15 protein-coding genes are annotated in these 22,796 nt (G+C 72.7%); 13 read left to right on the top strand and 2 right to left on the bottom strand.

Features of this window, described 5'->3' with window-relative positions; genetic code table 11:
• Positions 1 to 7: 7 nt before the first annotated feature.
• From DVK44_RS04765 to DVK44_RS04745, 5 genes are all read left to right on the top strand, one after another.
• The gene (locus DVK44_RS04765) at positions 8 to 1,093 is read left to right on the top strand and encodes an LLM class flavin-dependent oxidoreductase (RefSeq protein WP_114658478.1); all 1,086 of its coding nucleotides are present in this window, start codon (positions 8 to 10) and stop codon (positions 1,091 to 1,093) included.
• Positions 1,094 to 1,191: 98 nt separating this feature from the next.
• Positions 1,192 to 2,499, top strand: a complete 1,308-nt coding sequence (locus tag DVK44_RS04760) for an NtaA/DmoA family FMN-dependent monooxygenase (RefSeq protein ID WP_228447564.1) — start codon at positions 1,192 to 1,194, stop codon at positions 2,497 to 2,499.
• A gap of 6 nt (positions 2,500 to 2,505) precedes the next feature.
• On the top strand, positions 2,506 to 3,306 hold the full coding sequence (locus DVK44_RS04755; RefSeq protein WP_114658476.1) for a DUF1684 domain-containing protein: 801 nt from the start codon (positions 2,506 to 2,508) through the stop codon (positions 3,304 to 3,306).
• Positions 3,307 to 3,490: 184 nt separating this feature from the next.
• Complete coding sequence (locus DVK44_RS04750) at positions 3,491 to 4,390, top strand: S1 family peptidase (protein WP_114658475.1); 900 nt, start codon at positions 3,491 to 3,493, stop codon at positions 4,388 to 4,390.
• A gap of 136 nt (positions 4,391 to 4,526) precedes the next feature.
• On the top strand, positions 4,527 to 5,006 hold the full coding sequence (locus DVK44_RS04745) for a hypothetical protein (protein ID WP_114658474.1): 480 nt from the start codon (positions 4,527 to 4,529) through the stop codon (positions 5,004 to 5,006).
• Between the two features lie 64 nt (positions 5,007 to 5,070).
• On the opposite strand, the gene DVK44_RS04740 is transcribed toward DVK44_RS04745, so the two are convergent.
• Entirely contained in the window at positions 5,071 to 5,979 is a 909-nt protein-coding gene (locus DVK44_RS04740; protein ID WP_114658473.1) for a DUF4231 domain-containing protein, read from the bottom strand.
• A 230-nt stretch (positions 5,980 to 6,209) separates the two neighbouring features.
• On the opposite strand from DVK44_RS04740, the gene DVK44_RS04735 reads away from it, so the two are divergent.
• From DVK44_RS04735 to fxsT, 5 genes are read left to right on the top strand one after another with little or no spacing between them, the layout of a single operon-like run.
• The gene (locus DVK44_RS04735; protein WP_114658472.1) at positions 6,210 to 6,374 is read left to right on the top strand and encodes an FXSXX-COOH protein; all 165 of its coding nucleotides are present in this window, start codon (positions 6,210 to 6,212) and stop codon (positions 6,372 to 6,374) included.
• Between the two features lie 9 nt (positions 6,375 to 6,383).
• Positions 6,384 to 8,645, top strand: coding sequence for a radical SAM/SPASM protein FxsBH, inactivated beta-hydroxylase extension form (fxsBH, locus tag DVK44_RS04730; protein WP_181957402.1), 2,262 nt, complete (start codon positions 6,384 to 6,386; stop codon positions 8,643 to 8,645).
• Complete coding sequence (locus DVK44_RS04725; protein WP_114658471.1) at positions 8,638 to 9,414, top strand: aminoglycoside N(3)-acetyltransferase; 777 nt, start codon at positions 8,638 to 8,640, stop codon at positions 9,412 to 9,414. The genes fxsBH and DVK44_RS04725 overlap by 8 nt, the downstream gene beginning before the upstream one ends.
• Before the next feature lie 40 nt (positions 9,415 to 9,454).
• On the top strand, positions 9,455 to 10,849 hold the full coding sequence (gene fsxC / locus DVK44_RS04720) for an FxsC protein (RefSeq protein ID WP_114658470.1): 1,395 nt from the start codon (positions 9,455 to 9,457) through the stop codon (positions 10,847 to 10,849).
• Entirely contained in the window at positions 10,833 to 14,918 is a 4,086-nt protein-coding gene (gene fxsT, locus DVK44_RS04715; RefSeq protein WP_114658469.1) for an FxSxx-COOH system tetratricopeptide repeat protein, read from the top strand. The genes fsxC and fxsT overlap by 17 nt, the downstream gene beginning before the upstream one ends.
• A 114-nt stretch (positions 14,919 to 15,032) precedes the next feature.
• Here fxsT and DVK44_RS04710 read toward each other — a convergent pair whose 3' ends face one another.
• Positions 15,033 to 15,899, bottom strand: coding sequence for an alpha/beta fold hydrolase (locus DVK44_RS04710; protein ID WP_114658468.1), 867 nt, complete (start codon positions 15,897 to 15,899; stop codon positions 15,033 to 15,035).
• Positions 15,900 to 16,291: 392 nt separating this feature from the next.
• Here DVK44_RS04710 and DVK44_RS04705 point away from each other — a divergent pair, with 392 nt between their 5' ends.
• The 3 genes from DVK44_RS04705 to DVK44_RS04695 all read left to right on the top strand — a co-directional run bounded on the left by DVK44_RS04705 (position 16,292) and on the right by DVK44_RS04695 (position 22,665).
• The gene (locus DVK44_RS04705) at positions 16,292 to 17,725 is read left to right on the top strand and encodes a S1 family peptidase (protein WP_114658467.1); all 1,434 of its coding nucleotides are present in this window, start codon (positions 16,292 to 16,294) and stop codon (positions 17,723 to 17,725) included.
• Positions 17,726 to 17,911: 186 nt separating this feature from the next.
• Positions 17,912 to 21,673, top strand: a complete 3,762-nt coding sequence (locus DVK44_RS04700) for a DNA polymerase III subunit alpha (protein WP_228446991.1) — start codon at positions 17,912 to 17,914, stop codon at positions 21,671 to 21,673.
• Positions 21,670 to 22,665, top strand: a complete 996-nt coding sequence (locus tag DVK44_RS04695) for a DNA polymerase Y family protein (protein ID WP_114664902.1) — start codon at positions 21,670 to 21,672, stop codon at positions 22,663 to 22,665. The genes DVK44_RS04700 and DVK44_RS04695 overlap by 4 nt, the downstream gene beginning before the upstream one ends.
• Positions 22,666 to 22,796: the final 131 nt, after the last annotated feature.

Below are 22,796 nucleotides of genomic sequence, written 5' to 3'. Positions count from 1 at the left end.
AGCCGCCATGTCCGCCACCCGAGCACTGCATCTCGCCGCCGAGATCGGCGGCGGGCCGCCGGGGTTCGACGCCGCGCCCTATGTCGAACTCGCCCGGCTCGCCGAGCGCGGCGCCCTCGACTTCGTCACCCTGCGGGACTCCTTCGGGCGGCCAGGGCCCGACGCGCTCGCCGTGCTGGCCCGGGTCGCGCCCGCGACCGAGCGGGTCGGTCTGGTGCCCGTGGTGACGACCACGCACACCGAGCCGTTCCATGTGTCGTCGGCGGTGGCCACGCTGGACTGGGTGAGCCGGGGGCGGGCCGGCTGGTGGGTCGAGGTGTCGGCCACGGCCGCCGAGGCGCGGCTCTTCGGCCGCCGGCCCGCCGCGCCCGCCGGGGAACTCTGGCGCGAGGCCGGGGAGGTCGCGGAGGTCGCGGCCAGGCTCTGGGACAGCTGGGAGGACGGCGCAGAGATCCGGGACGTATCGACAGGGCGCTTCATCGACCGCGACAAGCTGCACTATGTCGACTTCGAGGGCACGGACTTCTCGGTCCGCGGACCGGCCATCGTGCCCAGGCCCCCGCAGGGACACCCCGTCACCCTCGTCGACATCGGCGCCGACGGGGACGGCCCCCGCGCCCGGACCGCCGCGCGCCACGCGGACGCCGTACTGATCCGGGCCCGCCGCCCCGAGGAGGCCGCCGCGGTCGCCGCGCGGCTGCGCGCCCACGCCGCCGCCCACGGCCGCGCCGCCGGCACCCCGCTCGTCCTCGCCGCGTTCACCATCGACCTCGGCGACGGCGAACACCCCCTGGAACACGGCCTGGTCGGCGCCCCGCACACCACGACCGGTGCCGGCGGACCGCACTACCGGGGCGGCCCCGTCGATCTCGCCGAGCTGATCGCCGGCTGGCACACGGCCGGCGCCGTGGACGGCTTCCACCTCACCCCCGCCGAGCCGCGCCGCGATCTCGAACGGCTGGTCAACGGTACGGTCGCGCTGCTCCAGCACCGCAGCCTCTTCCGCACCTTCCATCCGGGCGGCACGCTCCGGGAGCACCTGGGTCTCGCCCGTCCCGCCAACCAGTACGCGTCCGCCGGGGGGACCTCATGAGCACGGACCGGACCACGGACCGGACCACGGCTCCGGCGACGCCGTCGGGCACGTCGTCGGGCACGTCGTCGGGCACGTCGCCCGCCGCGCGCAAGCAGATCCATCTCGCCGCGCACTTCCCCGGGGTCAACAGCACCACCGTCTGGACCGACCCCCGCTCCCGGTCCCAGATCGACTTCGCCTCCTTCGAGGCGCTCGCCCGTACCGCCGAGCGCGGCAGGTTCGACTTCTTCTTCCTCGCCGAGGGGCTGCGGCTGCGCGAACAGAAGGGCCTCATCCACGATCTGGACGTCGTCGGCCGGCCCGAGTCGCTCACCCTGCTCAACGCGCTGGCCGCCGTCACCGACCGGCTCGGGCTGGCCGCCACCGTCAACACCACCTTCAACGAGCCGTACGAACTGGCCCGCAGGCTCGCCACCCTCGACCACCTCAGCGGCGGCCGGGCCGGCTGGAACGTGGTGACCTCCTCCGACGCCTTCACCGGCGAGAACTTCCGGCGCGGCGGCTATCTCGACCGCGCCGACCGCTACACCCGCGCCGCCGAGTTCGTCGCCACCGCCCGCGAGCTGTGGGACTCCTGGACCCCGCCCGAGCCCGGCCGGCCCGACGCGCCGTACGGCAGCCCCCGGCCGTTCGCCCACTCCGGACCGCAGTTCCGGATCGAGGGCGAGTTCACCGTGGCGCGCCCGCCGCAGGGCCATCCCGTGGTCATCCAGGCCGGTGACTCGGACGAGGGACGGGAGTTCGCCGCGGCGGCCGCCGATGTGATCTTCACCCGGCACGGCACCCTGGAGGCGGGCCGCGCCTTCTACGCCGACACCAAGCGCAGGCTCGCGACGTACGGCAGGAAACCGGCCGACCTCAAGATCATGCCGGGGGTCACCGTCGTCATCGGCGACACCGACTCCGAGGCGCAGGAACGGGCCGCCGAGATCCGCGGCCAGCAGGTCTCCGGGCAGACCGCGCTGCTGGCCGCCGAGCAGATCTGGGGCCGCGACCTCTCCTCGTACGACCCCGACGGGCCGCTGCCCGCCTTCGATCCCGACCCGGACGTCCGTCTCGCCCAGGGCCGGGTCCGGCACGCCGACCCGCTCGCCGAGGCGGCCCGGTGGCGGGCGCTGTCCGAGGCCAAGGGGCTGTCGCTGCGGGGGACCGTCATCGAGACGACCACCCGGCAGTCCTTCGTGGGCTCCCCGGAGACCGTCGCCGAGGCGTTCGACACCTTCGTACGGACCGACGCGGCCGACGGCTTCATCCTCGTCCCCCACCTCACCCCGGGCGGCCTCGACGACGTCGTCGACCGGGTCGTACCGCTGCTCCAGGAGCGCGGTGTGTTCCGCACGGAATACGCGGGCACCACCCTGCGCTCACACCTGGGGCTTCCGCACCCCGTACCGAAAGGCTGACCCGCCATGACCACCGAACCATCCGCCACCGCCGCCCCGGAGTGGAAGGAGTGGCACGAGCGGCGCACCGCCGCCGTCGCCGCGCCGTACGGGCCGCTCGCGCTCACCGGCACCCACTGGCTGGCCGACCACCCGGCGGGCCGGCTGCCCGGGATCCCCGGCGGGTGGCGCGAGGCCGGGGACGAGGTGGTGCTGACGGCGGCGGCCGGGGACGGGCTCACCGACGGCGGCCGGCCGGTCACCGGTGAGGTCGCGCTCGGCGCCGACACCGGCGCGCCCGGGGACTCCCGGATCGCCGCGGGCGGCCGGCGGCTGGTCGTGCTGCGCCGCGAAGGGCTCTGGGCCGTACGGGACTTCGACCCGGAGTCCGCCGCGCGGCGCGCGTTCCGGGCGATCGAGGCCACGGAGTACGACGCGGGCTGGACGCTGCCGGGCCGCTTCCGGCCGTACGCCGAGGCCCGGAGCGTACGGGTCGAGAACGCCGACGGGCGGGAGCGCGGCCTCGGCCTCGGCGGCGAGATCGCCTTCACCGTCGACGGCACGGAACACACCCTTCAGGTGGCGGTCGAGGCCGACGGCTCGCTGTGGGCGGTCTTCGCGGACACCACCAGCGGGCACGGCAGCTTCCGGTTCCGTTTTCTGCGGCCCGCGGCCCCGGCCGCCGACGGGACGGTGACGGTCGATTTCAACCGCGCGCTGCTGCCGCCGTGCGCCTTCGCGGACCACTTCATCTGCCCGTTCCCGCCGCCGGGCAACACCCTGCCGTTCGCCGTCGCGGCGGGCGAGCGCTCCGTCCGTACCGGCTGAGGAAGCCGCCTCACGGCCAAAAGGCCCTCTTGCGGCCGGAGTTGAGGCGGGCGAATACTCCCGTGCAGCGCCGGTCGGCGTGCGGTGTGTCCGGGCGACCCCCGGGCCGCCGCGCGCCGGCTGCGCCTCACGGGCCCCGGAACCCCACAAACGGGCCCCCGATTCCCCTCGGGAGGAACGACCAGTGAGGATCAAGCGCACAACCCCCCTCAACGGTGTGGCAAGACGCGTACGTCTGCTCGCCGTCACCACCGGACTCGCCGCCGCGGTGGCACTCGCGATACCCACCGCGAGCGCCGCCCAGACCACCACGTTCAGCGCGAGCCAGCTCGGCGCGGTCGGCGACGCGGTCCTGGAGGCCGATGTCGCGGGCACCGCCTGGGCGGTCGACAAGGCGAACAACTCCGTTGTCGTACAGGCCGATTCGACCGTCACCCAGGCCGAGATCGACAGCATCAAGCAGGCCGCGGGCGCCAACGCGGGCGCGGTGCGTGTCGAGCGCACCACGGGCACGATCTCCAAGCTGATCTCGGGCGGCGACGCCGTGTACGCCACCAGCTGGCGCTGCTCGGCCGGGTTCAACGTCCGCAGCGGCACCACGTACTACTTCCTGACGGCGGGTCACTGCACCGAGGGCCTGCCGGCCTGGTACACCACCTCCGCCCGCACCACGAGCATCGGCCCCTCGGCCGGCAGCAGCTTCCCGGGCAACGACTACGGCATCGTGCGGTACGCGAACACCGCGCTGGCCCACCCGGGGACCGTCGGCAGTGTGACCATCACGGGGTCGGCCAACGCCACCGTGGGGCTGTCCGTCACCCGGCGCGGCTCGACGACCGGCACCCACAGCGGGACGGTGACGGGCCTCAACTACACGGTGAACTACGGCGGCGGTGACATCGTCAGCGGTCTGATCCGCACCAACGTCTGCGCCGAGCCCGGCGACAGCGGCGGTCCGCTCTACTCCGGTTCGCTCGCCATCGGGCTGACCTCGGGCGGCAGCGGCAACTGCACTTCGGGCGGCACGACGTACTTCCAGCCGGTGAACGCGGCGCTGAGCGCGTACGGGGTCAGCCTCGTCTGACCGCACCCCGGCCGGACGCGGCCGGAAAGCGTCCGGGGCGAGCCTCCGTCCGAGCCATGGGCGGGGGCTCGCCTCCGTGTTTCTGGAAAGATGTGGCCGGGGGGAACGGCGCAGAGGGACCGGGGGAGCGCGGACTGTGAAACGCATCGGAGTGACCGGCCACCGTGACATCCCGGCCGAGGCGTACGGACACATCAAGGCCGCCATCGCGGCCGTGCTCCGTACCCAGACGGGGTCGGTGGAGGCGCTCTCCAGCCTGGCGGCGGGCGCGGACCAGCTCTTCGCCGTGCTCGCCCTGGACCGGGGCGCGCGGCTGACCGTCGTCATCCCCAGCGGGGACTACGAGGACGGCTTCGACGACCCGGGGGAACTCGACGGCTACCGGCGGCTCAAGGACCGGGCCACGCTGGAGGTCCGGATGGCCTTCCCGCACTCCACCGACGAGGCGTACTACGCGGCGGGCACCTATATCGCCGACCACTGCGACCGGCTGCTGGCGGTGTGGGACGGCCGCCCGGCCCGCGGACTCGGCGGTACGGGCGACATCGTGCGCTACGCGCGGGAGCGCGGCAAGCCGGTCACGGTGATCTGGTGCGACGGTGTGGAGCGCGCCTGAGGCGGTGCGGGCGGTGGTCCGGCGGGGGTGCCGCCGGACCGCCCCGGGCGCGCTCCGTACCGGCTCAACTCCGGTGCCGTACCAGCCAGTCCGTGTGCTGCGGCGAGACGATGCGCTCGGTCTCGTACACCGCGTTGGCCCACTGCTCCTCGGTGACCATCGTCTCCATCGCGGTGTGCATCGCCGCGAGGTCCTCCTCGACCAACGAGTGGGCCGATATGAGGGGTTGGTGGCGGCGTATCTCGCTCCACGCCAGACAGGCCGCGGCGGACGCCGACAGCAGCCCCAGCACGGCGGAGGCTCCGGTCAGCGAGAACGTCCGCAGCAGGGCCAGGAAGAGCGCCAGCAGGGTCAGCGCGGTGATGGTGGCCGACCAGAGCGCGGTGGCGCGCCGGGAGACCACCATTCTGCGGTGGTACCAGTTGCGCTGTTCGATCAGCCGGTCCCGGACATAGGTCTCCCGGCGGGCGTCGAACGGTTTTCCGCGCAGCATCCGCATGGCCGGCGTGATCAGCTCCCCGGCCGCGCGCTGCCCGATCTCCCCGGTGTCCCGGGGATCCTCCCAGCCGACCTTTCTCAACTCGCCGAGCCCCGCCTCCAGTCGGGTGGTGAACAGGCTCCCGGCGTCGGGGGCGGCGGTGTCGAAGGGCGCTCCGTGCACGGCGTAACGCCACGAGAGCGACTTGATGAACTCCGCCGCCGAGCGGTTGAGTTGCCAGTGCGACTTTGCTCGCTGACCCGCCGAACGGAGCGTGACCAGAAGCACTCCGGCGTACGCCGACGCCGCGAGTGCGCCGGTGAGTTGGAACGAGTCCCCGATCCGCCACCGCCAGGGCAGTGCCGCGAACAGCGCGCCCACCACCAGGAGCAGCAGGGTCCGCCGGGTGGCGGTCACCGCCTGCCGCTGCCGGGCGATGGCGATCGCGTCCGCGTGATGGAAGAGAACCGGCAGGTCAGCGTTGCGGAAGACCATGCTGTGCAGTGGTCCGCGTGAGTCGGCCATGCGCGCCCCCGTCTGCTGTTTTGTTGTCACCCGATTAGCGGAATGATCTATTCCGAGTCGTGCCGTGAATTCCTGGCAACGCTTTTGTCCCGTCCCCACGCGTCGAGTTGCCGCGGGAGTTCATGAGAGTAAAGTCGAGCCGCTGACACTGCAACGGTGCCGTGTCTCCTGTTCGGACAACGTGATCAAGGACGGCCGTCGTGACCTATCAGACCTCTGTCACCTTCGCCACTGCGAAGAAGAACCGGGTCCCCCTCGCGGAGATCGACGTACGCGACGCGGGTGTCGCCAAGAAGCTCGGACGCGTACTCCCCATGCCCACCGGCCGTGTCGCGCGCGTTTCGAGCTTCAACTCCGCCCTCTAGAATGGGGCGATGACAGGACCCCTGGTCCCTTTTCGCGAGATCGTCCTGAAAGTCCACAGCAGATGTGATCTCGCGTGTGACCACTGCTACATCTACGAACACGCGGATCAGAGCTGGCGCACCCGCCCCCGGACGATTTCCGACGAAGCGATTCACCGGACCGCGGTCCGACTGGCCGAACATGCCGAGGCGCACGCCCTGCCCTCCGTGTCAGTGATCCTGCACGGAGGGGAGCCCCTGCTCGCCGGGCCCGCCCGGCTGCGCCGCGTCTGCGAGGAGCTGACCCGGGCCCTCGCCCCCGTCGCCGAACTCGATCTGCGCATCCACACCAACGGGCTCCAGCTCAGCCCCCGCTATCTCGACCTCTTCGCCGAGTTCGGCGTCAAGGTGGGTATCTCCCTCGACGGCGACCGCGCGGCCAACGACCGGCACCGCCGCTACGCCGACGGACGCAGCAGCCACTCCCGGGTCCTCAAGGCCGTCGAGCTGCTGCGCGAGGACCGCTACCGCCCGCTCGACCTCGGGCTCCTGTGCACCGTCGACGCGGCCAACGACCCGCTCGCCGTGTACGACGCGCTCGCCGCGCTCGACCCGCCCCGGATCGACTTCCTGCTGCCCCACGCCACCTGGGACGATCCGCCGCCGCGCCCGGACGGCTCCCCGACCGCCTACGCCGACTGGCTGCTGGCCGTCTTCGACCGCTGGGACGCCGGGGGCCGGCCGATGCCCGTACGGCTCTTCGAGTCGGTCCTCTCCACCCTCGCCGGCGGCCCGAGCCTCACCGAGTCGCTCGGGCTCGCCCCCACCGACCTGGTCGTCGTGGAGACCGACGGCACCCTGGAGCAGGTCGACTCGCTCAAGAGCGCCTACGAGGGCGCGGCGGCCACCGGGTTCGACGTGTTCGCGCACGCCTTCGACGAGGTCGCCGCCCATCCGGGGGTACGGAGCAGACAGCTCGGGCTGGCCGGGGTGAGCGAGACCTGCCGGAGCTGCCCGGTCGTCCGCTCCTGCGGCGGCGGGCTCTACACCCACCGCTACCGGTCCGCCGACACGGCGGACGGTGCCGGCTCCGGGAACGCGGGGACCGGCTTCGACAACCCCTCCGTCTACTGCGCCGATCTCGCCGCGCTGATCCGCGGCATCGAGGCCCGTACGGCGGCGGCCACCGTCCCGCCCGCCGTCACCGACCCCGGCGAACTGCTCTACGCCCAGCAGGAGCTGACCCGCTCGCTCCTCGCCGAACTGCACGCCGCGCTCGACGGCCGGGGCGGCGCCGCCTGGCAGGAGGCGTGGGAGCTGGCGGGCACCGTCGAGGCGTGCTCCGACGGCCTCGACGACCTCCTCGCCCACCCGTACGCCCGCACCCTGATCGTCGACTCCGTCGCCGCCGTCCGCGCGGAGCGGCCCGGCGCCCCCGCCCGCGCAGCCCGCGCCGTCGCGCCGCTGCTCGCGGCGGCGGCGGTCCGGGGCTCCGTGGACACCCCCGTACGGGTCGGCTACCGGGACGGCGCGCTCCTCCTGCCCACCCTGGGCGCGCTGCGCCTCGGCGGGCCCGGCGAGCACGGGGAGGCCGAAGTGCGCGTTGCCGAGAAGGGCTTCGTGGTGCGGACGGCGGGCGCGGAGCACCGGATCGTACGGCCCGACGAGCCCACCCCGGCGTGGCGGCCGGTGCGCCGGCTGGGCCGCGACGGCGCCCCGGATCTCGCGCTGGACGACCTCGACCCGTACCGCGACTGCTTCGGCGCGCCCGTCCACCCGGGGCTCGACGAGGCGGCGGCGGCCGACTGGAGCGGCCGGCTGGCGGCGGCCTGGGGGCTGCTCAGGGAGCGGGTGCCCGCGCAGGCCGCCGAGGCCGCCGACGCGCTGACCACCCTGACGCCCCTGGCGGCGACCGGCCCACCGGGCCCTGTCCGCGGGCACGGCTACGGCGCGCTGGGCGTCCCCGTCCGGGGCGACGCCGACGCGCTGGCACGGGCGCTGCTGCGCGGCTTCCGCCGGGCCCGGCTGCGGGCGCGCACCGAGGTCGCCGACCTGTACGCGCTGGACGGCGAGTGGACGCGCCCGGCGCCCTGGGCGGAGCGCCCGGTCCCGCTGTCGGCGCTGCTGGCCGGCGCGGACGAACGGGTCGGACTCGCCGCGTACGAGCCCCACCACCCCGTCCACCGGGACCAGGCCCTGCGGGCCCTGGACACCATGGCGGACGCGGCCGAACTCACCGTCGGCGGCAAGAGCCTGCTGACCGCCCTCAGAGAAGAGGCCGACCATGTCTGACGAGGATCCGACCGGCGCACTGGCGCGCGAGCTGGCGGCGCTCGGGGTCACGCCCGGCGCTCCGCTGCTCGTGCACGCCTCCCTGCGCGCCACCGGGCTGGCCCCCGACACGGTGCGCGACGCGCTGCTGAGAGCGCTGGGCCCGGACGGCACCCTGGTCGTCCCGGCCTTCACGGAGGAGAACTCCGACACCTCGGCCGCCCACTTCGCCCGGGTCCGGGGGATGACCCGGCGCGAGGCCGCGGTCTTCCGCTCCCGGATGCCCGCCTTCGACCCGGCGCGCACCCCGTGTCTGTCGATGGGCCGGCTCGCGGAGTCCGTACGGACCGCCGAGGGCGCCGTACGCAGCGCGCATCCGCAGTCCTCCTTCGCGGCGGTCGGGGCGCGGGCCGCCGAACTGATGGCCCGGCACCCGCTCGACAGCCATCTGGGACCGGACTCGCCGCTCGGCGCGCTGGAGGCGGCGGACGCGCGGGTGCTGCTGATCAATGTGGGTTTCGCCGCGTGCACCGCATTCCATCTCGCCGAATACCGCCGGGACGGCAAGCAGCGTTCTTATCGCTGTGTGGTGAAAGCGGCGGACGGGACGCCGCGTTGGGTGGAATATGAGGATGTCAGCCTCGACGACAGCGATTTCGAGGCGATCGGCGCGGATTTCCCGTGGGGTCTGGAGCGGAAGGGACAACTGGGAGGAACGGTCACAAGACTGTTCACGATCCGGGACGCGGTCACGCACGCCGAACGTTGGATGGCCGAAAAGCGACGTTGAATGACCGGAGGTCGGGGGAAGAAGGCCGTTCGGCTCCGGAATGATTAATTTGCTCGCTGCCTCGGAGACACAGGGAAGCGGGTGCTCACAGGACGGGGGTCGTGTGCACGCGTCATCGCAGCGGAGAGCGGCTGACCATCGGCCGTATTTCTTCCTCAGCTATGCGCACACACCGCGGAACGGACCCGGGGGACCCGATCCGGACATGTGGGTGGAGAAGCTCTTCCGCGATCTGTGCGGCCATGTGATGGCCATGACCGATCTCCCGGCCGGGGCCCAGGCCGGCTTCATCGACCGGGACATGCGCTCCGGCGAGGGCTGGTCGGAGCGGCTCGCCGAAGTCCTCGCCACCTGCCGGGTGTTCGTACCGCTGTTCTCGCCGCGCTACTTCGCCAGCGAGATGTGCGGCAAGGAGTGGTTCGCCTTCGCCCAGCGCGTCATCTACGAGCAGGCCAAGAACAACACCAGCGCCGAAGCGATCGTCCCGGCCCTCTGGGTGCCCGTACCGCCCCAGCAACTGCCGGGACCCGCCGAGCGGTTGCAGTTCAACCACCGGGACTTCGGCGACCGCTACGTCACCGACGGACTCTACGGACTGGTCAAACTCCGTATCTTCGAGCGGGAGTACGAGCGGGCCGTCTACGAACTCGCCAAACGGATCGTCAACGTCGCCGACACCGCCGCGATAGCCCCCGGGCGCCCCGTCGACTACCGCAACGCGCCCAGCGCCTTCGGCACCAACGGCGGACCGCGCCCCATGCAGGTCACCGTGGCCGCGCCCACCCGCCACGATCTGCCCGAGGGCCGTACCCCGCACTACTACGGCTCCATGGCCCAGGACTGGAACCCGTACCACCCCGACTCCGCCCGGCCGCTGGCCTATGTCGCCCGGGACCTGGTGCGCTCGCTCAACTACCAGGCGGACATCGTCTCGTTCGACGAGGTGGCCATACCGCACGAGGGCAAGCAGGAGCCCGGCAGACCGGAGATCCTGCTGGTCGACCGGTGGGCCCTGCACGACGAGGAGCAGCGCAAGCGCCTCGCCGCGTTCGACGCCGAGCACCGGCCCTGGGTGAGCGTCGTCGTCCCGTGGAACCGTACGGACCAGCAGAGCCGGGAGGCGGAGGCCGAACTCAGCGAGCGGCTGGAGCGCACCATGCCGAAGAAGACGGGACAGGGCCGCACCGCCTCCCGGGCCGCCGCCCGGGGCGTCCCCAGCATGGAGGCGTTCGGCCAGCTCCTGCCCCAGGTCGTCGAAGCCGCCGCCCAGCAGTACCTGAGACACGCTACGGTCTACCCGCCGGCCGGCGGCACCCCCATGGAACGGCCCCGGCTGCGAGGCCCCATGGCCGCCGAGTACGCCACGACGCACTATGTTCCCCAGACGCACGACCTGGCGCCCGATGCGGAGGACACGGATGACAGCACGTCGTGACGGACGCATCGTCACCTTCTACTCGTACAAGGGCGGTACGGGCCGCACCATGGCCCTGGCCAACACGGCCTGGATCCTCGCCGCCAACGGGCAGCGGGTGCTGGCCGTCGACTGGGACCTGGAGGCCCCCGGGCTGCACCGGTTCTTCCACCCCTTCCTGGACCCCGCCACCCTCGCCGCCACCACCGGTGTCATCGATCTGATCACCGAGTACGCGTGGGCCGCGACCAGCCCCGTGGACCGCCCCGACGACTGGCACCGCGACTACGCGCGCGTCCAGCCGCACGCCGTCTCCCTCACCCCGGTCCATCTCGGCTGGGACTTCCCCGAGGGCGGCACCCTCGACTTCGTCTCCGCGGGGCGGCAGAACCGCGAGTACTCCGCGACCGTCTCCACCTTCGACTGGGACAACTTCTACGACCGGCTCGGCGGCGGGCACTTCTTCGACGCGCTGCGCGACGACATGAAGGCCCACTACGACTACGTCCTCATCGACAGCAGGACCGGGCTCAGCGACATCGCCGACATCTGCACCGTCCATCTCCCCGATGTCCTCGTCGACTGCTTCACCCTCAGCGACCAGTCCATCGACGGCGCCGCCGCGGTGGCCCGCCAGATCGACGAGCGCTACGGCGGCCGGGGCATCAGGATCTTCCCCGTACCGATGCGCATCGACGAGGGCGAGAAGGAGAAGGCCGACGCGGGCCGCGCGCTGGCCCGGGTGAAGTTCGACCGCTTCCCCAGCGGCCTCGCCGGGGAGAGCCTCACCGCCTACTGGGGCGCGGTGGAGATCCCGTACCGCCCCTACTACGCGTACGAGGAGACCCTCGCGACCTTCGGTGACGCGCCGGGGCTGAGCAACTCCCTGCTCTCCGCGTTCGAACGGCTCACCGGCTATGTCACCGAGGGCGCCATCACCGCGATGCCCGCGGTCGGCGAGGAGTCCCGGCTGCGGATCAAGGACGCCTTCACCCGGCGCCGCCCCACCCTGCCCGCCGACCTCCAGCTCAGCTATGTCGCCGAGAACCGGATGTGGGCCGACTGGATCGAATCCGTGCTCACCCGGGCCGGGTTCCGGGTCGTACCGCGCGATGTCGCCGCCGAACCGGTGGGCACGGCCGGCGGATACGGCGGGTACGGGGATTCCACGGGCCTCGGCGGCTCCGGGGGCGGGGGCCTCGGCGGCTCCGGCGGATACGGGAATTCCGGCGGGTACGGCGGTTCCGGCGGATACGGGGGCTCCGGCGACACGATCGGCGGCGCCGGGCTCTCGCTGCGCCGCGGCGAGCCCCCCGTCCGTACCGTCGTCCTGCTCTCCGCCGCCTACCTCAAGTCCGCGCGGGCCGTGGAGGTGTGGTCGCGCGCCGTGGCCGAGGACCCGGGCGGCGCCCGGCGCCAGGTGATCCCCGTCCGGGTCGGCGACATCCGGCTCACCGCCCCGTACATCGACCTCAACCCGGTGGACCTCTTCCGGCTGGACGAGCCGCACGCCACAGCCATGCTGCTGCGCGCGCTGGACCGGCACGTACAGCTCGCGGACTCCGTCGCGCCCGGACCGCGCTTCCCCGGCACCGTGCCCAAGATCTGGAACGCGCCCGCCCGCAACCCCGGCTTCACCGGGCGCTCCCTCGTACTGGAGCGGATGCGCGACCAGCTCGGCGGCGGAATGACCGTCGTCCTCCCGCAGCCCCAGACGCTCTACGGGCTCGGCGGGATCGGCAAGACACAGGTGGCGCTGGAGTACGTCCACCGCTTCATGGCCGACTACGACCTGGTCTGGTGGATCTCCTCCGAGCGGGTCGCCGATGTGGTCGCCGGCCTCGCCGAACTGGCCGTACGGCTCGGGGCGCAGGGCGGCGACGACATCGCGTCGGCCTCCCAGGAGGCCATCGACCTGCTGCGGCGCGGGGTGCCGTCGCCGCGCTGGCTGCTGGTCTTCGACAACGCCGACGACCCCGAGCAGCTCCAGCGCTTCTTCCCGCCGGGCGGCCCCGGCCATGTCCTGGTCACCTCCCGCAACCAGAGCTGGTCGCAGTACGGCGACGCCCTGCCCGTCGATGTCTTCCTGCGCGAGGAGTCCGTCGAGCATCTCCAGCGGCGCGCGCCCGGACTCTCCGCCGTGGACGCCGACAAGGTCGCCACCGCCGTCGGGGATCTGCCGCTCGCCGTCGAACAGGCCGCGGCCTGGATCGCCGAGACCGCCACCCCCGTCTCCGAGTATCTGGACCAGCTCGCGCAGCAGGCGCCCAGCGTGCTCGCGCTCAACCAGCCCGCCGGCTACCCCGAACCGGTCGCCGCGACCTGGAACATCTCCATCGAGCGGCTCAAGGAGCGCTCGCCCGCCGCCGTACGGCTGCTCCAGCTCTGTGCCTTCTTCGCGCCCGAGCCGATCTCCGCGAACCTCCTCTACAGCAAGGAGATGATCGAGGAGCTGAAGCCCTACGACGTCTCCCTCCAGGAGACCCTGGTGCTCGGCCGGGTCATCCGCGAGATCGGCCGGTTCGCGCTGGCCAAGGTGGACCAGGTCGGCAACAGCATCCAGGTGCACCGGCTGGTGCAGGCGATCATCCGCGCGCAGCTCACCGAGCAGGAGCAGCGCGACGCCCGGCACGCCGTGCACCGTATCCTCGCGGGCGCCCGGCCCGACGGCGACGAGCCGATCGACAACCCCGCCACCTGGGAGCGGTTCGCCACGATCTGGCCGCATCTTGATGTCTCCGAGGCCGGCTTCTGCCGCCGGCCCGAGACCCGCCGGCTGATGATCGACCGGGTGCGCTACCTGTGGAAGCGCGGCGACTGGCCGGCCGCCTTCGAACTCGCCGGGGAGCTGCGCGACGAGTGGCGCGAGACGCTCGGCAACAACGACCCGCAGTATCTGTATCTGCGCTTCCACCTCTCCAACATCTACCGCTCCCTGGGCCGTTACGTGGAGGCGCGGGAGCTGGACGAGGAGACCCTGGCGCGGCAGCGCAGGGTGCTCGGCCCCACCCACCCGCACACGTACATGACCACCAGCGGGCTGGCCACCGACTTCATGACGCTCGGCGAGTACACCAAGGCGATGGAGCTGTCGACCGAGGCGCACGAGGGGTTCAGCGGGATCTTCCACGAGTCCCACCCGCGGACCCTGGCCGCGGCCAACAACCGCGCGCTGGCCCTGCGGATGGTCGGCCGGCACACCGAGGCGCGCGAGACGGACCAGGACATCTTCGACCGCAGGACCGCCGTCCTCGGCCCGAACCACCCGCACACCCTCGCCTCCGCGGTCAACCTGGCGCGCGATCTGCGGGACATCGGCCGGTACGAGGACTCGGTCAACCTGCTCAGCCGGACGTACGGCCTCTACAAGGAACACCTCGGACCTCTCTTCCCCGGCACCCTCGCGGCGGCCAAGAGCCTGGCCGTCTCCCTGCGCCGGGCGGACCGGCTGGAGGACGCGCGCCGGCTGACCACCGCGACCTGCAAGCGCTACCGGACCAAATACGGATCGGAGGCCACTCCCGACTCACTTTCCTGCGATCTGAATCTCGCGGCCGACCATTTCGCCGCCGGCGAGCCGGTCGCCGCGCGGGATCTGGCGCAGGAGGTCGTGGACCAGTACCGGCGGGTGCCGGGGGAGCACCACCCGTACACCCTTGCCGCGATCAACAACCTCGGCATCTACCACTGGGGCTGTGGCGCGCCCGAGCTGGCGGAGCAACTGCTGCGGCCCACGCTGCGGTTGATGCGGGAGGTGCTGGGGGACGAGCATCCGCACACACTCTTCTGCACGGTCGCGCTGGCCAGCGCGCAGGCGGACCTGGGCGAGCTGGACGAGGCGCTGGTCACCGAGCGGGGCGCGGTCGCGGGGCTGCGGGTGGCGCTGGGCGCGCACCACCCCGAGACGCTCGCCATCGCCTCCAACATGTGCGTCACGCTGGGCGCGCTGGGGCGCAAGGGCGACGCGGCGCAGCTGCGGGTGGACACCGTCGAGGAGCTGGTACGGCTGCTGGGCGAGGACCACACACTGACCCGGTTCGCGCGGGACGACCGGCGGGTCTACCGGGATCTGGAGCCGCTGGCGGTGTGACGGGGCGCGGCCAGGTGTGACGGTTGCCGCCCCCTTTCGGGAGAGGGCGGCGCCCGCCGTGGGTGCGCGGGGTGCCAACCCACCGTGCGTACGCGCCGGTTGCGCGCCGGTGTCTCAGTCGTCCAGCAGCCAGGTCAGGATGCGGGGCAGCGCGTGCAGGGCGTCGAAGTGCGCGGCGGCCGGTTCCAGGACGGCCGTCGCGCCCGGGATGCGCTCCGCGAGCCAGCGCGAGTGGCCGACCGGCGAGAAAACGTCCTTCTCGCCGTGCCACAGCAGCACCGGACCCCGGATGTCGGCCGGGTCGAACCCCCAGGGGCTGGCGAAGGCGACCGCGTCGTCGATCCAGCCGTACGCCGAACCGCGCAGCGCCTCCTGGTAGTTGCGCAGCAGCATCGTTCTGACCCCGGCATCGGAGACCACCATGCGGTCGGAATCGGTCAGCTCCAGGCGCAGATCGTCCAGGAGTCGCACCGGGTTCTCCCGGATGGCGGCGGCGCGCGGGATCAGCCGGGCCGCCACCCCCGCCGGATCCTGGTGCGCGGTGGTGTACTCCCGGACGTTGGAGGCGGCCATGCCCTCGAACCAGTCGAGCCCGACCGCGTCCCACGGCGCGAGGGTGACCAGCGCGGCCGTCCGGGTCACCCGGTCGGGCAGCAGCGCCGCGCAGGCCAGGGCGTGCGGAGCGCCGCCGGAGCGGCCGGCGACGGCGAACCGTTCGAGCCCGAGGGCATCGGCGATCGTCGTCACGTCCTGGGCCACATCGGCGACACTGCGCCCTTCGAGCCGGTCCGAACCGCCGTATCCGGGACGGTCGTAGGCGATCAGCTGCATCCCCCGCTGGTAGAGCACCATGCCGCGCGGGGCAGGCCCGAGCCTGCTGCCCGGCGTGCCGTGCAGCAGGAAGACAGGTCTGCCGCGCGGATCCCCCAGACGCTCGACCATCAGATGCCGCCCGTCCGCCGCGCGCACCCGACGTCGCAACCCGTGCCCCTTTCCTTGTGCTTCGTACCCGACCGGCCGAAATCACCGGTGTGCGGGCCCGGTTTCACGATGATTGTCCCGGCTCGGACCCCGATCCGTAAGGTCACATCGCTGAACGTGAACAAAATAAGCACTTCATACGTAGCGCACTTTCAGGACAGGTCTAGACCTCTCAGGGGGTTGTTCCGGCCCATGATTTCGCTTTTCGGTGGCCGGGGAATCCCGCTCTGACCAGCGGAGTTGAGGATGTTCTCGCGGTAACACCTCTCGGCGCGCGAACGTCCGGAAAGCGACCTTGTGTTCGGTTGGCAGGGCTCGCAATAGTGGGCGGCCTCACCATCCGTGTCAGGCACCCCACAGGCCACCGGCACGGGCCCCACAGGAGGTTGACCTTGAGTCATCGGCGTATATCCAAGAAGCGTGTGACCATGGCGGGCGGTGCCGTGGTGGCGCTGGCGATCGCGGGTGTCACGCTCCAGAACGCGAACGCCAGCGAGGACAAGCCTCAGTCCGAGCTGAAGACGCTGACGGCGACGGGGGCCGGTGCGCTCGCGGCCACGCTCAACGGGAACCTGGGCGAGAGCGCGGCCGGCTGGTACTACGAGGCCGCTTCGAAGTCCCTCGTGATGAACGTCGTCGACGAGCAGGCCGCCGCGGCGGTCCGTCAGGCGGGCGGCAAGGCCAGAATCGTCCAGAACACCACCGCCCAGCTGACGGCGGCCCGGCAGACCCTGACCGACCGGGCGACCATCCCGGGCACGTCCTGGACGACCGACCCGGTCACCAACAAGGTGGTCGTCACGGCCGACCGTACGGTCACGGGTGACGCGTGGGAGAAGCTCAGCGCGGTGGTGAACACGCTCGCGGGCAAGGCCGAACTCAAGAAGACGGCGGGGGAGTTCAAGACCTTCGTCTCCGGTGGTGACGCGATCCTGGGCGGCGGCGCGCGCTGCTCGCTCGGCTTCAACGTGGTCAAGGACGGCGCGCCGCACTTCCTGACCGCCGGTCACTGCACCGAGGACATCCAGACGTGGGCCGACGCCGACGGCAACCAGATCGGCACGACCGTCGCCTCCGTCTTCCCGGTGGGTGACTTCGGCCTGGTCAAGTACGACGACGAGGCCACCCAGCCGCCGAGCGACGTCAACCTCTTCAACGGCAACGTCCAGGCGATCTCGCAGGTGGCCGAGGCGGTCGTGGGACAGCAGGTCGTCCGCAGCGGCTCGACCACCCAGGTCTCCGACGGCCAGGTCACCGGGCTCAACGCCACGGTGAACTACGGCAACGGTGACATCGTCAACGGCCTGATCCAGACCTCCGTCTGCGCCGAGCCCGGCGACAGCGGCGGCTCGCTCTTCGCGGACGACCTCGCGCTCGGGCTGACCTCGGGCGGCAGCGGTAACTGCACCGTGGGCGGCGAGACGTTCTTCCAGCCGGTGACGACGGCGCTGGCGGCGGTCGGCGCGGAGCTGGTGGGCGACGCGGGAGCGGGCGCGGGTAACGGCAACGCGGGCGCGGGTAACGGCAACGCGGGTGCGGGTAACGGCAACGGCGACGCGGGCGCGGCCAACGCGGGCGCGGGCGGCGACCAGGCCGGTGCGGCCAACGCGGGCGCCGGTAACGCCGGTGACGCGGGTGCGGCCAACGCGGGTGTCGGCGCTGGTGACGCCATCGGCGATGCGGCCGGGGACGCGGTCGGGGATGCCGGCGACGCGGTCGGTGACGCGGTCGGCAACGAGAACGCGAATGAGAACGCGAACGGCAACCGCAACGGGAACGGCAATGGCAACGGCCACGGCTCTTCCCGCCAGGGCAGCAACCAGTAGCAGCACGACCAGTAGCAGCACGACCGACCCGCACCGAGCCCGGGCCCGCCTGTTTTCCGACAGGCGGGCCCGGGCTCGGCCGCGTTCTGGTCACCGTAAGTAATCGTACGCATGTTCGAGAAGTGGTCTATGGTGTGGAGACGAGGGGGGTGAGAACGGACTGATCCAGGAATCCAGGAGGTACGGATGCCCGGCTTGCCCGGCTTTACGCATCTGCGTACCGTCTCCGGATTCTCGGCGCGGTACGGGGCCAGCCACCCGGAGCGGCTCGCGGAGCGCGCCGCCGTGCGGGGGATGGACGCGCTCGCGCTGACCGACCGTGACACCCTCGCGGGCGCCGTCCGCTTCGCCAAGGCGTGCGCGGGGCACGGGGTGCGCCCGATCTTCGGGGTGGATCTCGCGGTGGAAGGGGCGGAAGGAGCGGTACGGGCGGAGTCGGCGCGGGCCGATTCGCTCCGCGCGGGACCGTCCCGTACCACCGTGCACCGGCGCACCCCCGTGCGCGGCGGCGCCTTTGTCGACGAGTCCGCGCCCCGCGCGCTCTTTCTCGCCCGGGCCGGTGCGACGGGCTGGGCGGAGCTGTGCCGGCTCGTCTCCACCGCGCACGCGGCGGGCGAGGGCGGCCCACTGCTGCCCTGGTCCGACAACCACGGCGCGGGGGTGACCGTCCTCCTCGGCCCGGACTCCGAGACCGGCCGCGCCCTCGCGGCGGGCCGCCCCGACCGGGCCGCCCGGCTGCTGGCGCCCTGGCGGGAGCGGTACGGCGACGCCCTGCGGCTGGAGGTCGTGCACCACGGACGTACGGGTGACGGCGCGGGTGCGGGTGGCGGCCCCGGCAATGGCACCCGCAACAGCAACAGCAACAGCAACGGCAACGGCTCCGGCCCCGGTACCCGTAACGGTCCCGGCTCGCTGCGGCATGCCGCCCGTACCCTCGGTTTCGCCACCGACCAGGGCGTACGCGCGGTGCTCAGCAACGCCGTGCGCTACGCCGACCCCGGACAGGGCCCGGTCGCCGATGTCCTCGACGCGGCCCGGCTGCTGGTCCCGGTCGATCCGCGCCGGGGCCTGGACAGCGGCGAGCGCTGGCTGAAGGACCCCGCCGCGATGGCCCGTACCGCCGAGCTGGTCGCCGAGGCGGCCGGTTTCCGCCGGGACACCGCGCACCGGCTGCTCGCCCTGACCGAGGAGACCGCCGCCGGCTGTCTGGTCGACCCGGAGGACGACCTCGGGTTCGGCTCGGCCCACTTTCCCGAGCCCCGGCTGGTCGGCGCGGACCGCCGTACCGCCGCCCGGGTACTGCGCTCGCGCGCCGCCGCCGGCATGGTGCTGCGCGGTTACGACCGGCGCCGCGACCACCGGGAGTACTGGGCGCGGATGGACGCCGAGCTGCGCACGATCGACCGGATGCACTTCGCCCCGTACTTCCTCACGGTCGCCCAAGTCGTCGACGATATAAGGGACATGGGGATCCGCGTCGCCGCGCGCGGCTCCGGCGCCGGCTCGCTGGTCAACCATCTGCTGGGGATCGCGCACGCCGACCCGGTCGCGCACGGGCTGCTGATGGAACGGTTCCTCTCCACCCGGCGCCCCGGGCTGCCCGACATCGACATCGACGTCGAGTCCGCGCGGAGACTGGAGGTCTACCGCGCGATCCTCGACCGCTTCGGCCCGGAGCGGGTCGCGGCCGTCGCCATGCCCGAGACCTACCGGGTGCGGCACGCCGTACGGGACGTGGGCGCGGCCCTCTCCATGGACCCGGCCGAGATCGACCGGATCGCCAAGGCGTTCCCGCACATCCGCGCCCGCGACGCCCGTACGGCCCTGGCCGAACTGCCCGAACTGCGCGCGCTGGCCGCCGAGTCGGGCCGGGGCGGCCGGCGGTACGACCGGCTCTGGGAGCTGGTCGAGGCGCTGGACGCGCTGCCGCGCGGGGTCGCCATGCACCCGTGCGGGGTGCTCCTCTCGGACGCCTCGCTGCTGCGCCGTACCCCGGTGGTGCCGACCAGCGGCGAGCACTTCCCGATGTCCCAGTTCGACAAGGAGGACGTCGAGGAGCTGGGGCTGCTCAAACTCGATGTGCTGGGCGTACGGATGCAGTCGGCGATGGCGCACGCGGTCGCCGAGATCGCCCGCGCCACCGGGGAGCGGGTGGACATCGACGATCCGGCGCGGGTCCCGGAGGGCGACCCCGCGACCTACCGGCTGATCGGATCGGCGCAGACACTGGGCTGCTTCCAGATCGAGTCGCCCGGCCAGCGCGATCTGGTCGGCCGGCTCCAGCCCGCCACCTTCCACGATCTGGTGGTCGATATCTCGCTCTTCCGGCCGGGGCCGGTGGCGGCGGACATGGTGCGGCCGTTCATCGAGGCCCGGCACGGCAGGGCGCCGGTCCGCTGTCCGCACCCGGACCTGGTGGAGCCGCTGCGCGAGACGTACGGGGTGGTTGTCTTCCACGAGCAGATCATCCGGATGGTCGACATCATGACGGGCTGCGGCCGGGAGGAGGCCGATCGTGTACGGCGCGGGCTGTCCGATCCGGAGTCGCAGGGGCGGATCCGGGCCTGGTTCGCACAGCGGACCGAGCGGCGCGGGTACGCGCCCGAGGTCGTCGCGCGTACGTGGGAGATCATCGAGGCGTTCGGCTCGTACGGCTTCTGCAAGGCGCACGCCGTGGCGTTCGCCGTGCCGACCTACCAATCGGCATGGCTGAAAGCGCACTATCCGGCGGCCTTCTACGCCGGGCTGCTGACGCACGATCCGGGGATGTACCCGAAGCGGCTGCTGCTGGCGGACGCGCGGCGGCGGGGGGTGCCGGTGCTGCCGCTGGATGTGAACCGGTCGCGCGCCACTCATCGAATCGAACTGGTGTCTGAAGGTGAGGGTGAGGGTGGAGGTGTGTGGGGGGTGCGGCTGGCGCTCCTCGACGTCCACGGCATCAGCGGGGCCGAGGCGGCGCGGATCGAGGCCGGGCAGCCGTACTCCTCGCTGCGCGACTTCTGGCAGCGGGCGGCCCCGGGCCGTCCTGTCGCCGAACGGCTGGCGCAGGTGGGCGCGTTGGACATGTTCGGCGCGAACCGGCGGGATCTGCTGCTGCATCTGTCCGAGCTGCACGGCGCTCAGCGGGTGGTCCGGCGTGGCACGACGGGACGTGGCGGTGCGGGGCGGGGCGCGGGCGGCGGGTACGGCGATCAGCTTCCGCTGGAGGGCGGGCGGCGGACGGCCCCCGCCGGGCTGCCCGATCTGGGGGACGCGGAACGGCTCAGTGCCGAGCTGGGCGTCCTCGGCATGGACGCGTCCCGGCATCTGATGGCGGACCACCATGACTTCCTGGCGGAGCTGGGTGCGATTTCGGCCAAACGGCTGGGGGCGGCGGCGCACGGCCGTACGGTCCTGGTCGCCGGCGCCAAGGTGGCGACCCAGACCCCGCCGATCCGCTCCGGCAAGCGGGTCATCTTCACCACGCTGGACGACGGCACGGGCCTGGTCGACCTCGCCTTCTTCGACGACAGCCACGAGGCGTGCGCGCACACGGTCTTCCACTCGTGGCTGTTGCTGGTGCGCGGGGTGGTGCAGCGGCGGGGGCCGCGCAGTCTGAGCGTGGTAGGCGCGGCGGCCTGGAATCTGGCGGAGCTGGTGGAGCTGCGGAGGACGGGCGGTCTGGAGGCGGTGGCGGCGGCGCTGGGTGCTCCGGGCGCTCCGGGTGCTGCTTCCGGGGCGGATTCCGGTTCCGGTTCAGGTTCCGGTTCAGAGCCCGGCGCCGATGCCGGTGCCGGTGCCGGTGCCGGTGCCGGTGCCGGTGCCGATTCCGGTTCTGGCGACGGTGGTCGGCGTATCCGGCTGTCCACTGGCTTCGAGCTGAACCCGTGGGCGGACCTCAAGCCGCCCGGCGAGGGCGTCCCGACCGGCCGGAAGCTGTGGCACTCCAGCCCGGGGAGCGCGGGATGATCCTCTGTATACGGCTCGCGGGCAGCGGCGCCGCCGAAGCGCCGCCGTCCCCGTCCGCGCTGCCGGCGCTCCTCGGGCTGGCCGAGGACATCAGCCCCGTCGTCCAGGCGCTGCCGCCCGATGCCGCGCTCCTCGATGTGCGCGGCGCGCGGCGGTACTTCGGGCAGGACGCCACCGGGATCGCCGCCGTCCTGCGGGTACGGGCGCTCGCGCACCTCGGCGCCGGCTGCGCGATCGGGGTGGCCGGTACCCCGATGCTGGCGAGGATGGCCGCGCGGGCGGCCGTACCCGGGACGACGTGCGCGGTGGCGGACGACGAGCGCGCGGTACGGGAGTTCCTGGCGCCGCGCGCGGTCGGCGCGCTGCCCGGGATCGGCGCCGCGACGGCCCGCACACTGCGCTCGTACGGACTCGACACCGTCGGGCGGACGGCGGCCGTACCGCTGTCGACGCTCCAGCGGATCGCGGGGGTACGGGCGGGCCGCGAGCTGTACGAGAAGGCGCGCGGGATCGACCGTACGAAGGTCGTCCCGGACGCCGCCGCCCGCTCGGTCGCCGCCGAACGGGGCTTTCCACGCGATGAGTTGGACCATGATCTGCACCGGCGCGCACTGCTCTCGATCACCGAGGAACTGGGCACCCTGATGCGCGGTACGGACCAGGTGTGCCGCTCGCTGACCCTCACCGCGCGGTACGCGGACCGGTCCGCGACCAGCCGTACGCGCGCGCTGCGCGAGCCGACCGCGCACTCGGCCGCGCTCGCCGCCGCCGTGTACCGGATCCATGAATCGCTCGGGCTGCAACGCGCGCGGGTCCGGGCCTTCGCGGTCCGCGCGGAGGGGCTGACCCCGGCCGGCCGGGCCGCGCGGCAGCTGACGTTCGACCCGGTGGACGAGCGGGCGCGGCGGATCGAGGAGGTGGCGGACCGCGCGCGGGCGAGGTTCGGGCCGCGGGCGATCGTGCCGGGGACGCTGAGCCGGTCGGCCGCGTGAGGAGGGGCGGGGTCAACCGTGTTTTTCCGTACGGGTTTTACCGGCGCGTAACTTCCCTTCGCCGCCCTACCCGTGCGTAACTTGACTGAGTACAGCCAAAAATGTGGTCCGGACCACAGGGCTGACAGTCA

It is taken from the genome of Streptomyces paludis (assembly GCF_003344965.1).
Classification (GTDB): Bacteria; Actinomycetota; Actinomycetes; order Streptomycetales; family Streptomycetaceae; genus Streptomyces; species Streptomyces paludis.
Note: the sequence above shows the minus strand (reverse complement) of the source record. Positions and strands in the feature narration are given on the sequence as shown.